Genomic DNA, 14,648 nt, shown 5'->3' on the forward strand with positions numbered 1-14,648 from the left:
GCGGACACACCGGGACAAGAGGTTTACGGTTTTGCTGTCATGTCTGACTATTTTCCCAACACGAAGGGAACAGAATTACGCAGTGAAACGTTAACCGTTTCGCTGTGGTTCATGCCTTTATATTCGTGCACATCGGCTGACGTCCCCGCACTCACGACATCTTCCGCAAAGTGAACCTGCATCTTGGTAGGCACGTTGATGTCATTGGTTCCAATCCCGATAAAGACGGGAGGGGTAACATAGAGTGTGTTATAGCGCAAACTCGCGGTTTGGCTATCCAGTAATTGCTGGATCGCTGGTTTCAGACTATTGGCAGCATTCAGCCCCTCATCCATCACTTTTTGCGTCAGTTCGCCGATACACATTGTACGAGCATCCTCTACAAGGGCAGCCGCTTTCGGCGTGAAATAATCATCGACATTAAGCCCTTTATTTACATCGGCTGCTGACAGGTAGATATACATCACATAAGGGATTTTAGGATCGCCGCCCTCTGTGCTTCCCCCGGCAAAAAGTTCTGCCGCCGAGGTTTTATCATCAAAATAGGGCGTGCCAGTCAATACGGTCGATGCGATATTCAGGTTCGGTGCATAACCCGGTTGATAGCCCGTACTCGCAAAAGCCGCGTGTGCCCCTTGCGACTGGCCGACGATCGTCAACTTATTTTGCAGCGGGAATGTGGTCAGTGATGCTTTGACGCTATCCAACACGCTCCATGCCTCACCACGTGAATTGAGGTAGTGATGCAAGCCAGCAGACCCAAGCCCCGCATAGTCCGGTGCCACAATAGCAAAACCCAGCGACAGCCAAGTATTCAGATACTGAGCATCCCGAGCGGAACGCGGATTGAGAGAAGGCGCGCAGGAGGCGCCCACGCCAATCGTCCCATGTGTCCATACCACAACCGGCCAACCCTCTTTTGGTGCCTCACCTTTGGGGATGAAAACCGCGCCGGTGTCTTCCCGTAGGCTTTTGCCATCGACCCCGCTCTTCGAATAATACTGGATCCGATATTGTTCCCCTGCCTCCATGAGGCCGTTTTTCGTATCCAACGTCGTCTTTTCTATCAGGGTGCCCGGCGTTTTCGTCTCAGCAAAAGTCAGCGGAGCCATCATCCCGACAGAAATAGCCAGAAGTAACGCTAAGGGTTTTTGCTTTAGTTTAGGCACATGAAACATAACTTTTCTCCAGAGTTATTTAAGTGGGCATCACTCTAAAGATAGTTCAGTTATGGATTAAATTGCGTAAAGGAGGTTATTTTTATCAATAAATTCAATAGTTAGCTAATTTTTAGTCAAGAGAAGTTAACGTTATAACGATCTTTACATTGGCGTTACCAACGCCAGATCGACTGACGGGTATTCACCGGAGGAGTCTACACGCGTGCGGTACTGCGAACCATTCGGACGATAATGCGCGGCTCCTAAATCACCTCATGCAAGACGTGCTCAGAAGCCGCTAAAGAGAAGGGAATTTATTCGTCAAAGAACCAGTAGCCCTGATTAACCAACGCGGTTAATTCAGCCACGAATGCCGGATTCTCTAGTGCCTTGCCCAGTTCTTTTTTACCGAGAACGGTGTAACGACACAATGCATCAGCCGCTTTTGGATCGACGGTATCCAGCCGTTCGCTATTGATGAAGTAGTCACCGCCCACTTCCAAAACTCGTAGCCCGCTCAGACGCGTCAACACACCACCGTCTATCAGTGCACCGATAATCTCATCCTGCTCATAAGGCGGTTCCGCCGGAGCGATATCCAACTCGTGGCGCGGCGTTGTCACAAAGCGACCAAACCACGCTTTAAGCGCTTCTGGCTGATTAATCACGTCGATCATCATCTCGCGCAGACGGTCAAACTCATAGGCTTCAACCCGCCCAGGATGTTCCCGACAGGTCAAATCAGGGTCGCTATAGTGCTCACCGCCGAGATCGTTCTCCAGCACGTAGTCAGCAAAACTGCTGATTAAGTCTCTACCGTTCGGCCCACGGAACCCCACAGAATAGTTAAGGGCGGTTTCGTGCGTAAAGCCATCATGTGGGAAGCCTGGCGGAATATAGAGAATGTCACCCGGCTCAAGATCTTCATCAATGATCGGCGGGAACGGATCGACATGCAGCAGCGCAGGATGCGAGCAGAACTGACGCATTGGCAGTTTGTCGCCCACGCGCCAGCGGCGGCTGCCCATCCCCTGAATGATGAAGACATCGTACTGATCGATGTGTGGGCCAACACCGCCGCCCGGTACGGAAAAGGAGATCATCAGATCGTCTAAACGCCAGTCCGGCAACACACGGAACGGGCGTACAAGTTCAGCAGACGGCGCATGCCAGTGGTTCACCGCCTGAGCCAACAGCGACCAGCCGGTTTCACCCAGATGATCAAAATGTTCAAACGGCCCGTTACTGGCCTGCCACTGACCATCTTTATGGCTAACCAGACGGCTATCAACCTCAGCCTCCATCGCCAGACCTGCCAGCTCGTCCGGCGTAATCGGATCGACGAAATTAGGGAAAGCATTCTTCAGTACAACAGGTTTTTTTTGCCAGTATTTTTCTAAGAATTCGGGCCAATTAAGATTAAGTTGATAAGCCATGCATTCACACCAGTGAGAAGAGAAACGAGCCTGATTATAAAGAAGGTGATACCAAAGCTACTTTGTCATTGGTCAATGGGCAGGTGTTCAGAGAGGTGAAAAGTAAAGTGGTTGCGACCTTACATTGACCGCTTCAGCACCCGACGGCTACCGGAGGATTTATTAGGGAATAATCCGATACAACAGCGTTGATAAGCTTGAGTAAACAACGGCGTATTGGACTGACTTTTCTCAAATTTCAGGGGTTGCCAAATAAGATTAATCTTATTAACATCCTTTATATAAGCTATATTGGCTTTCATTCTCAATCATATCAATCTACGTCGATAGCGTTGCTGCCTAAATGATAAGAATAACAAGGACTGTTGAACCATCATCGAACTTGCAATGGCAGCTCACCTGCTATCCCGCAATGCTTTCCGCCGTTGAGCCACATTTATCCCTGTCCCACAGAAATATCTTTGCACAACCCATGCAGGCAAATGATGGTGCAATCGAATGGTATAGCGAGCTCAATGGTCAGCCTATACGGTTGACGGACCTGCCCACATCGGAAAGGATGCGAGCAGAAGCGCTGCTAACGCAGAAACAGCACATAATCAGTGAGTTAAAGAATAAATTAGCGCAAGACCGTCGTGTATCCGAAGATGTGCTGCGGATGCTGACTCTTGCCAGCCAACAGCCTGCCGATTCAAGCATTTGGGTGATTGGTGACCAGCCTGTAATTACGGAACTGTCTCCCCCTCCGATAATCGCGGTAGCCCCCGTCATCGCGCCTCGACGCATCTGGTGGCCGTGGCTATTGTTGCTGTTATTGCTGGCTGTTCTGGCTCTATTCCTATTACGCGGTTGTCTGCCTGTGGCACCAACAGAGCCTGCACAGCCACCTGAGTCAGTCACACCAACAGAGCCAGTAACACCAACAGAGCCCGTCACGCCCGAAAAACCTGTACAGCCAACCGAACCCGCTGCGCCCATAAAGCCACCAAAGCCTGTACCACCGCCAGTAACTAAGGCACTTTGTCCGGCACAGCGAACCGTTCAGCAGGCTCCAGAGGTAGTGATTATCCTTGATGCATCCGGTTCAATGGCACTCAGTATGGATGCCACACCGGATGAACTAGAACGTTGGTTGGAAGGGAATGAGTTAGTCAGAGACATCGAACGTGAACCGCGTCGAATCAGCCTGGCACGCCAGTCAACAAGTAATATTATTGATAAATTACCCAAGGATATGAATATCAGCCTGGTAGCAGCGGCCGATTGCCGTAAGGTTACCGCCTCAACGCCGTTCCCACCGTCGAAGCGTACAGCATTAAAAAACCAGATCAATCGTATTGAGCCGATAGGAAAAACGGCCTTGGCGGAAGCATTGGAACAGGCAGGCAAACTGGTAGATGGTGTCGAACGCGATGCAATTATCCTGCTGGTTACCGATGGTGATGAAACTTGTGGCGGCGATCCCTGTGAAGTGGCCAGCAAGCTTAAAAAGAGCAAGCCTCGGTTACAAATAAATGTGGTTGATATCCTGAATACAGGCGCGGGCAATTGCATTGCCAGCAATACTGGCGGTAGCGTTTTTGCCGTTAACAATACTCAAGAATTCAGCAATATCATGAATAAGGCAATGAAAGAATATATCCCTGAAGGGTGTCAATAATGGGGCTGGGTTTTCATAGAGACTGAAGCGTCGTCGCAAAGAAAACAATGTAGTGCCTAGAAAACATATTTGTACCCTAAATAATTCGAGTTGCAGGGCGGTGGCACGAGTCCCCAGAAGCTTACACGAGTATGTGACTGGGGTGATTAAGGGAAGCCAACATACAGGCAATTTGCAGTATGCCGGGTATATTCCAATCGAAGGAATAGCGTGTGTTCACCCTGAATTATGCCAGAGGAATACCGAGAGCCTTTATTATCGCGTAGAGGCTAATCAAATGGCTCGTACACGACATTTTTAACGATCGCGAAAATAGTATATCGCGTCTTTCTACCTCTTTATTAACACAGCAAAGGCTTGCAAACGTGAAAGAGATGTTTCTGTGCAGTGATAAGCTCGATAAGTATCAGTCCATGGGCGAAAACGGGCAAGCTGTACATATTTCAGCACTGCAACTTCGTGAAACATTACGTTTGCGCAAACAGCACGCTATCGCGGATACCCTTGCCATTCCCCAAATCAATGAACATGGCAACCGCATCGATTGGTATGCGCCATTTTCTGGCGACATCATCCCATGGTCTGCCGCTACCGACAGTGAGCGCCAATCAGCGCTAAACCAGCTCGAAGTCAGTCAGGCAGCACTACGCCAGCTAAGCGAAGAACAGTGCCGAAATACTCAGCCGGAACAGCGGCTATTCGGTCAATTATTGGAAAAAGCGCTACAGTTTCCCGATCAGCAGCACGTCTGGCTCGTCGGTGGAAAACCTATCATTAGTTTCTGGGGATTTGTGAACGCCCAGCATCAGGTTAGGCTTGACCCGCTGGACTGCTTACGCCCCGTGGCACCATTGATTCCAACCGTCACCACCACGGCTACGACGAGCGCTCCCTCTGCGACCACGGATGCCAGCATTAACGCCCCCGTTCGGCGCGGCGCACGGAGGTTCCTCCCCGCCTGGCTGTGCTGGTTGCTCCCCTTGTTGCTGCTTCTGTTACTGGCACTGCTGCTTCTGCGTGGCTGTGTACCGGGGATCACCATTCCCATCCCCGGTTTCAGCATGAAGGGACCCGAATTACCAGCAATAAACCTGAATACACCAGAACTACCACTGGTTTCATCGGTTACGGAGGGCACAAGCCTGGCCGTTACGGAATCCAGTGTCAGTTCAGTCAGTGGCAGTATATCTACAGCGATATCCGCGAATGCGGGGTCAGAGAAGTCAGATCCTCCCCTGTTAGGAACATCATTACCGGAAGTCACGTCTCCTATACCGGCCCCGACAATCGCACCAGCCCCCTCTCTTTCAACGGCTTCCGAGGCAATCAATTCGGCCTCTGAAACCCGAACGCCGCTAAGCCTACCGCCAGAAGCGCTGGCACAAGGAAGTACGGCTTTTCTGAACGGACTCTGGCATGCCGGTGCAGGTATTCAAGATCAGCGCACGGGTAAACCTCTGAGCCTGAGTTACCAGATCAAAGGTGGAGAAGGTGAAGTACAGATGGTGCGTGGCGATGGCGTCTCTTGCAAGGGGGCCGTTAATGCACAGACCCGTTCAGGGCAGCTCACCATTAATAACCAAGGCGAAGCTCAGTGCACCGATGGCTCGGTTTATCAAATGCCGGAAATTATCTGTATGCCTGGCGCAAAAAATATCGCGGATTGTAAAGGCCGTTACGATGCCAATACTCTTTTCCCTATCTCGATGAAGCAGGAGGCAAGTAACTAAATGCTGGCTGAACTCACTGATTTTAAAAAACAGGTCAAACTCATTCGTGACAGCGGGATCCAATTTCTTGATTTTGCTTTTACGTTACCTGCACGTAAAGAGTACGGTGAATTTCTACGCCAGCAAGGTGATGGCCCTGTTCTACGACTGGTCTATAACGAGCGCGAAGATAAGTACCACATTCCAGCGCACGATAACGAAATGCCACGCTCCGTCGAGTCAGAATATTCTCTGGCAATTGAAGACTCATTACGGCTGTATCAGGGAGTCTGGGTTCCTCTCCCCTATTTCCGCTTCAACCCGCCACGCGCCTTTTCACAAGGGCCAGCCAACTGGGCTCGCGTTCAATTTCATGAACTAACTGAACCGGACGATAAGGGTAACACCTGGCGCGCCACTCTGATTTTTGATACTAAAATTTTTCCCGATCGTGAAAACACCCAGTATCTGGCTCCCAGTGAGGATGACGTTCGTTCTGGTGCAGGCTTTGCGCTAGCCAAACACGTACACGAAATGGGCGATTTTCTTTCCCAACACTGGGTAGAGGAATGGCTGAAGGATGTCTACACCACTCAAGCGCGCGAGCGATTACGCCAGCACTATGAAGATAATGAAGAAAAGCTGGTGCTTAAAGAACATCAGGCGCATTACCTGAATCTTCTCAGTGTGCTGGGCGACACCATTCACGTCCCGGAAGTACAGGTTAACGACGTCAAAATTCGCGATACAGCAATCCCTGTCGATCTGGTGCTAGATATTGGCAATTCGCGAAGCTGCGGTATTCTTATTGAAGAACATCGTGATGATAATAAAGGATTATCACAACTCTACCAGCTACAGCTACGCGACCTGAGCCAACCCCAATATGTCTATAATGAACCATTTGACAGCCGGCTGGAATTTGCTCAGGCAGAGTTTGGTAAGCAGGATTTTTCGCTAAAGAGCGGCCGTAGCGACGCCTTTACGTGGCCAACAATCGGCCGAGTTGGCGGTGAAGCCTTCCGCATGGCAGCCCAACGCCTTGGTACTGAAGGCTCAACGGGCATTTCCAGTCCGAAACGATACCTCTGGGACGATCAATCCTATTCACCCGGCTGGCGATTCAGTCAGGCCTTCGTGAAATCGGATCGTGAGCCGCTGGCGACGGCGGCCCCCTTGCTCTACATGCTTAACGATCAGGGCAAATTATTGATACGCCTGCCCGAAGATGAGCGGATGCCCGTCTTTTCACCGATTTACAGCCGCAGCTCACTAATGACCATGATGTTGTCAGAAGTGTTGAGTCAGGCGCTAATGCAAATAAACAGCCCGGCACAACGGTTGAAGATGAACCATGCCAGCACGCCACGCCGCTTGCGTAATGTCATTATGACTGTGCCACCCGCCATGCCGAAGCCCGAACGCGCCATTTTCGAACAAAGCATGCACGATGCAATTCGTCTGGTGTGGAAATCTCTCGGCTGGGAAGCGATGGAATATGAAGGTAGCGATACGCAGCAGTTGAAGCATCCCCACCCAGGTGTACATGTCAAATGGGATGAAGCGACCTGTGGTCAACTTGTCTACCTGTATAACGAGACGCAAAATTATTTTGGCGGACGCACCGACGAATTCTTTTCCGCCACCCGCCGTCCAGATAATCAGATGTCAGGAACGGAAAAACGCAGCCTGAAAGTAGCCTCAATCGATATTGGTGGAGGCACGACAGATCTGGTTATTTCCCGCTACACCCTGGATGAAGGTCAGGGCATTAATGTACGCATCATCCCGAAACAGTTATTCCGCGAAGGATTCAAAGTGGCGGGAGACGATATTCTGCTTGATGTCATCCGCCTTTATCTACAGCCAGCGGTAAAAGCCGCGATGATGAACGTGGGACACAGCGATGTTGCGTCCGAGTCGATAATGTCACAACTGTTTGGCAGCGAATCGATTGAGGCTGGCAAACAAGTATTGCGTCAGCAATTGACGCTGCAAATCTTCGCGCCGCTGGCTCTAGCGATTTTGCACCGCTACGAAGAGTACCAGCCCGATGAGGGACGTGAGCTTCTTAGTTACACGTTTCGTGAGCTATTGGAGATCAATGTACCAACGCAAAAAGTACAGGACTATGTGAACGACGCCGTTCGTCCTGGGCAGGACAGCGGCTGTGTTCCGTTCTCGATCCTTGATGTTCCGTTAGAGGTCGATTTATCCCAATTACATAATGAATTTATCAATCCGCGTAGCGGCCGGATGAATATTTGCCACAGTCTGCGTGCGCTGTGCGAAGTCCTGTGGCATTACAACTGCGATATTTTGTTGCTGACGGGTCGTCCATCACGTTTGCCCGGCATTCAAGCGCTGATCCGCCAGTTACAGCCAGTCCCACCGTCACGCGTGCTGCCGTTACATGGGTATGAAACTGGCGGCTGGTATCCGTTTAACAAAAAGGGATGTATTGACGATCCCAAGTCTACCGCTGTCGTCGGGGCCATGCTCTGCCTGCTGGCAGAAAACTCCAGGCTGAATAACTTTTACTTCCGCACGGCAAACTTTGTGCCCTATTCCACCATTCGCTATCTGGGCATGCTGGACGGCAACAATATCATCAAAGACAGTAACGTATTTTATCGGGATATCGATCTGGATGCCGAGAACTTCCAGCTTGATCAGGCGCAAGGGTTTGAGTCCCGAGGCGAAGTCCGCATTGGTTTCCGACAGCTTGACAATGAGCGCTGGCCCGCATCGGCACTGTACACCTTGAAAATAACCAACCCCAACCTTGCCAGCGAACTTGCAGGCGATGCCGTTATGCGTTTGCAACTGCTAGCCGAGCAGGGACGCCCCCGCAATGGTGAAGAAGCCGTCAGCCCAGAGCGATTCCGCATTGAATCGTTGGAAATGGAGAATGCACGCCGTAACTACGGTCGCAAAGATGTTGCATTCCAATTGAACACTATGGTCGGTAATGGCATGGGAGAAACCCATTACTGGCTGGACAGCGGGAGCGTTAAAAGCTAATGAGCACCATCAATTCTGAGCAGATTATTCAGGGCTGGCAAAATATTGAGGCTGGCGCAGGACAGGCAATTGACTGGATCGCGACCGTTCGTGAGGACGCCCCGCATCTGGATAGAGAAGCCGATCACCTCACCATTAATCTACGTCGCAGCCGTAACAAAGCCCGCAGATTAGCGCAGGCAGCGGCGAAACCGATGACGGTAGGCTTCTTTGGTTTATCACAGGCTGGTAAATCGTATTTGATCTCCGCTCTCGCGGCAGGAGAAAACGGTAATTTGGAGACACAACTTGCCGGTAAACAGCTTGATTTTCTGAAGCACATCAACCCTCCCGGTGGAGGGAAAGAAGCCACTGGGTTAGTCACTCGTTTCAGCCGACGCGGCGCGAGCCTCCGTGAGCATCAACAGGTTTCGCTGCTACTCTTCAGTGAAGTGGAAATGGGGAAAATCCTCGCTAATGCCTTTATTCATGATTTTAATCAGGAAAAATTTAACTGGCAGTACGATGAGAAGCGAACCCATAACCTGCTAATGGCGCTGGCGAAGCGCCGCAACGCTTCTCGAGTTCCGGGCGTCACAGAAGATGACGTGGTATCACTATGGGACTATCTCAGCCGTCATGCAGGAAAGAGCCAGAGCCGTTTGGCATTGCACTATTGGCCTCAGGCGATTGCGCTGGCGCCTTGGCTAACGCCGAAGGATCGTGGGGTGCTTTTTTCTGTTTTATGGGGTGACGTGCCGGAACTCACAGAAGCCTACACCCAGTTTGCGCAGACGTTGCAGCGCTTGGGTGGCGCACCGGAAGTCAGAGCTCCGTTACACACGCTGGTACAGGAAAAGGACGGCTTATTGGTTCAGCACGACAGCATTATGAACGTTGACATGCTGGAGCGTCTGAATAAAGAACCCGATGTACGCATTGACGTCACACCGGTACAGGATGGTCAGGCGGGTGCGCCCGTTGAGATTTCTCTGGCCGAATTGGCCGCTCTGACCGTTGAGTTGCACATTCCACTGCTAACGCCCCCCCGTGAGCCTCTCTTTGAATCGGTAGATCTGCTCGACTTCCCTGGTTATCGAGGTCGTCTGGGGGTTGAATCGATGGATGACATACGTCGGGAAGTGAAAAGTGAAGATAGCAACCCGTTAGCGCAGTTAATCCTTCGTGGAAAAGTCGCCTATCTCTTTGAACGATATACCGAAAACCAGGAAATGAACGTACTGGTTGTCTGCACGGCATCAACTAAGCAATCTGATGTAAAAGAGGTTGGTGATGTACTGAATGAGTGGATCAACTACACCCAAGGCGCAGACACAGAGGCACGCGGACGGCGACTGCCCGGCTTAATCTGGGCGCTTACCATGTTTGATTTGCGCATCAGCCAAGGATTATCCCATGACGAAGCCATTCTTCGTCAGTCCTGGGGCCTTGGCGGAATGATCAAAATGGCGATGACAGAACGTTTTGGTAAATTTAAATGGATGCAGGAGTGGCAGCAGGGACAAGCATTCAACAATACCTTTCTGGTACGTAAACCGGGCCAGATAACCCCTTTTATCCGTATAGAGAACGAGAAAGAAGACGCCATCCGCGAAGAAAGCAAAGCGCAGTTGGCGCTGATGCGAAAAACTTTCCTGGAAGATAGTGCCGTTACCCGTTATATCGCTACCCCGGACGCCGCCTGGGACGCCATGCTCAGCTTGAATGACGGTGGTATGCGCCGAATGGCCGATTACCTGAGCCAGGTCGCCCGCCCGGAAGTAAAGCTAGAGCGTATTGCAGAACAGTTACAGGATATGCGCGGTGAACTGGTAGAAGGTGGATTAGGAAAATGGTATCAGCCCGAAGGTGAAGAAGAAGTTGCGAAAAAAAATCTCATCGCTCAAGAGATCCTCGCCGCACTGAAAAAACGCAATGGCATGCATGGCGAACTGTTAGCGCGACTTGTGCCCACCCGGCGTTCCCTACAGGAACTCTATCTACAGCAAATCTCGGTGGAACCAGAGGAAGCGACTGAAGAAGAGGCCGATTTTTTTGATATCGGCGTTGACGATGCCTTTGGTCTCGATGCCCCAGTCGCCGCGACACATAGCCATGAAACCGCCTTTGCCCGTCAGGCATTGCAGCTTTGGATTAACCATCTGCGTGACCTGCCAGAAACACAGGCAATGCAGAACTATATCAATCTGCCAAGACCGGTCATCGCGCTGCTGGTGGATGAACTGATCACCGGTTTGTTACGGTTGAAGCTAGAAGATGCGCTGGTTAGCGTAATGACCAACACCGAGCAAGCGGGTGTCCGCCGCGAGCGAATGGTCGAACGTCAGGTATCACGCGTACTGCACGTAATGAGCAATTTTGTCACCTGGCTTGGTTATTTGACTGTCCCTGAGACAAAACGCCCCGTTCGCCCCAACATGCAGGATCAAGCCATTTTCACCCGCCCAGTGCAGTGCGACAGCGTACAGTGGATGGATGACGAGCGTCTCACTCGCCTGACCCCGCAACAGCTTAACTACAGCGCCATTTTTATTATCGATTGGCTGATCGGCCTGGAAGCCTTGATCGCTGAGAATGCCGGTCATTCCGCCGGACGGGAAATCAGCGTGGCGCAAAATGAAAAGCTCGGCGCAATCATTCACCGTATTAAAACTGCACAGGAGTAACCTGACGTGATCAAACCAGAGCTAAAACCCTTAACCCCCGTCCAGCCGGGCTACGCACTACTGCTGTTACGGGCATGGAAAGGGGGCGAGGAAGGCGTCACGATCTCGGTGTTACGTAATCAGGACCATCTTTATCTCGATGACAGCGGGCGGTGGAGCAGCGGTGAAGTGTTTTTAACCCTGTCGCCTCTGACACCTTACGATGATGTCCCTGGCGTGCAGGTTGGTCCAGATTTTCTCGACCCACTGCTGGCAAACCGGCAAGCCGCGTACAGGATTACGGTTAAGGACATCGCCACGACTGATGTTGGCGTGTTAACCATCACTGATGGTCTGCTGAGCTCCCAGGCAAGCGGTGAAAGTAATCCATTAGCAAATGTCCGCCCAGTGGAAGACGCGCCGGTGCAGGAAGCGCCCATCCCAGAACCGCAGCCTGAACCTGAGCCAGAACTTCCTACGCCAGCACCACAACCTGAAGGGCGTGTCGACACCGCTGGTGATAAGCCGAAGAGCAGTAAAAAAGGTGTGCTGGTCGCCATCGCTATTCTCATCCTGATATTGCTTGCCGCTGCGGTATGGTGGTTTACCCGCAGCCCAGCCCCAGCGGGGACAACCTCTACCGCGCCCCCCGTAGCCAAGGTCAGCGGGCCTTGCGGCGATGATCAGATGAAAAACAGCAACGAACTGGAGTTCGTCAAAGGTTGCCTACGTAGCCAGCCGAGCAGTGCTCAGTTGCTTGACGTGATTAGTAAAGCCAAGGCAGAGAAGCATTGCGACATTGCTCAACGTTTATATGCCTACAAAGCGCAGTCAGGAGATACGCAAATGGCAATGCGTTATGCCCAGGAATACGATCCCAAAACGGCGCAATCTGGCGGCTGTTTTAGCCCAGATGCACAAACGGCAGTCTACTGGTACGAGACCATCGTCAATAACGATCCGCAAAATAACGAAGCTAAAGCTCGATTAACCGCGCTAAAAAAATAGGATAAAAAAATGAATTACGCTCACTGGTTCAGTGGCCTATTTTGCGCCGCCGCCTTTAGCTTCCCGGCACTCTCAGCCGATCAAAAACCGCTCCTTCAGGAAGGAAAACACACGCTGTACCAGCGCGTGCTGACTTATCCGGGCTGTGAGTTGGCAAGTAACATGGGTGACTCAGGTAAAGAACAGCCTGCGTTTAGCCGTTTCTACGTGTATCAACGCAGCCAGCACGGGCAAGATGAATGGCTACAAGTAGGGCCAGATAGCCTGGGCCGTGTTGCCGGTTGGATGAAATCGTCTTGTACCGTGGACTGGAAAATGCAACTGACGCTGGCGTTTACCAATCCGGCAGGCCGCCACCCGATGCTGTTCTTCCGTGATAAGAGTGACGTTGAATCCATTCTCAATAGTAAGAAACCCTCTGCAATGCTGGCTCCACTTCTGACTCGTTTGAAGAATAAACAGCCCGTACCGCAAGTACTGGCGAGAGAGCCAGATTACATGGTTGATCAGCTTAAAAATTTCTATCTTCTGCCGGTACTTGGATCAGACGATATTTTCACCGACACCGGCTTTCAGGTTCGCGTTCTGAATGTTGCATCGGTTAGTGAAAAAATCAATGCCACAGCAGGAGCAGGAGGTTCGACTTCGGACGAACAAACCGGGCAGAACGAAAAAAATATGATGAAAGGCTTCTCCGCATCAGTGGTGTTCGTGATCGATTCCACCATTTCCATGGGGCCTTACATTGAACGAACCAAAGAAGCTATCGATAAGATTTATCAGCGCATTGAGAAAGAGCAGCTACAGGATAAGGTGAAGTTTGGTTTGGTCGCGTACCGTTCCAGCGTCAAAGTTGTGCCAGGTCTGGAATACGACAGCAAGATGTATGTTGATCCTAACACGGTGAAAAGCGGTAAAGATTTTCTCGCCAAAGTGCACGATCTTAAACAAGCCACGGTATCAAGCAGCAAAATGGACGAGGATGCCTACGGTGGCGTAATGATGGCGCTGGATAAAGTCGACTGGACCCAGTTTGGTGCCCGTTATGTCGTACTCATTACCGATGCCGGAGCACTGGAGGGATCTGACAGCCTATCCTCAACGTCGCTAGATGCAGCCCAGGTGCGCCAGGAAGCGGCTTACCGTGGCGTGGCACTTTACGCCATGCACCTCAAGGCCCCAAATGGAAAGAAAAACCACGCCTCGGCGGAAGCTCAGTATCAGGATCTGACGCTGAACCCCTTTCTGCATAAACCCCTGTACTACCCGATCGATTCTGGAGACGTGAACAACTTTGGCAAAATGGTCGATGGGCTGGCTAACGCCATTACCGGGCAGATAAAAGCAGCCTGGAGTGGCGAGAATACAGTGGGCAGTGCGCTCGGTGCCAGCCCAGAATATGCCGGTAAACAAACTAACCCATTATTAAGCGATGCCGAGAAATTGAGTAACGCGATGCGCCTTGCCTATCTTGGCGAAAAGCAGGGTACACAGGCGCCGCCAGTGTTTAAGTCATGGATTAGCGACCGCGATCTGGTGAAGCAAAATATTCCAGCAACAGAAGTCCGGGTGCTGCTCACCAAGAGCGAACTGAGCGATTTAAGCGATGTGATGAAAAAAATCATCAACGCGGCTAATGAAGGGATGATTTCACCGGATGACATGTTTGCCAGTCTGCGTTCACTCGCTGCAACGATGGGGAATGATCCAAACCAGGCAAAAAGCAAGAGTGCCACCCGTCTTGGTGAGATGGGGCTTCTGGGAGAATACATCGACAGCCTCCCCTATCTCAGTGAGGTATTAAGTCTGGATGAAGAAACCTGGAAAAGCTGGGATGGCTTGGAACAGGAACGGTTTATTCGTCGCCTCAACACCAAGCTCAGCTACTATCAGCGTTACAATCAGGATGTTGATCGTTGGATCGCTTTAGCACCAGACAGCGACCCTCGGGATAACGTCTACCCGGTTCCTCTAGAAAATTTACCCTAATGATACGGATCTGCGAT

At 51.2% G+C, this 14,648-nt stretch carries 8 protein-coding genes; 6 read left to right on the forward strand and 2 right to left on the reverse strand.

Translation table 11 applies throughout. The features are described 5' to 3' along the window. Window positions 1–47 precede the first annotated feature (47 nt). Window positions 48–1,178 (reverse strand): lipase family protein, encoded by a 1,131-nt coding sequence (locus A8F97_RS16025; RefSeq protein WP_033070797.1) that lies wholly within the window; start codon window positions 1,176–1,178, stop codon window positions 48–50. Between the two features lie 296 nt (window positions 1,179–1,474). Beyond that, window positions 1,475–2,596, reverse strand: coding sequence for a ribosomal protein uL16 3-hydroxylase (locus A8F97_RS16030; protein ID WP_014698635.1), 1,122 nt, complete (start codon window positions 2,594–2,596; stop codon window positions 1,475–1,477). 472 nt (window positions 2,597–3,068) lie between these two features. On the opposite strand from A8F97_RS16030, the gene A8F97_RS24970 reads away from it, so the two are divergent. From A8F97_RS24970 to A8F97_RS16060, 6 genes are all read left to right on the forward strand, one after another. Further along, entirely contained in the window at window positions 3,069–4,256 is a 1,188-nt protein-coding gene (locus A8F97_RS24970; protein ID WP_261340658.1) for a vWA domain-containing protein, read from the forward strand. A gap of 374 nt (window positions 4,257–4,630) precedes the next feature. Further along, the gene (locus A8F97_RS16040; RefSeq protein WP_033070830.1) at window positions 4,631–5,986 is read left to right on the forward strand and encodes an SrfA family protein; all 1,356 of its coding nucleotides are present in this window, start codon (window positions 4,631–4,633) and stop codon (window positions 5,984–5,986) included. Beyond that, window positions 5,987–8,989: a virulence factor SrfB gene (locus A8F97_RS16045; RefSeq protein ID WP_012822247.1), complete on the forward strand. Its 3,003-nt coding sequence runs from the start codon at window positions 5,987–5,989 to the stop codon at window positions 8,987–8,989. Next, entirely contained in the window at window positions 8,989–11,655 is a 2,667-nt protein-coding gene (locus tag A8F97_RS16050) for a putative virulence factor (protein WP_014698631.1), read from the forward strand. Before A8F97_RS16045 ends, A8F97_RS16050 begins: the two co-directional genes overlap by 1 nt. A gap of 6 nt (window positions 11,656–11,661) precedes the next feature. Then, window positions 11,662–12,642: a hypothetical protein gene (locus A8F97_RS16055; protein ID WP_033070795.1), complete on the forward strand. Its 981-nt coding sequence runs from the start codon at window positions 11,662–11,664 to the stop codon at window positions 12,640–12,642. Between the two features lie 9 nt (window positions 12,643–12,651). After that, entirely contained in the window at window positions 12,652–14,631 is a 1,980-nt protein-coding gene (locus A8F97_RS16060) for a vWA domain-containing protein (RefSeq protein ID WP_033070794.1), read from the forward strand. Window positions 14,632–14,648: the final 17 nt, after the last annotated feature.

This window comes from Pectobacterium parmentieri (assembly GCF_001742145.1).
GTDB lineage: Bacteria > Pseudomonadota > Gammaproteobacteria > Enterobacterales > Enterobacteriaceae > Pectobacterium > Pectobacterium parmentieri.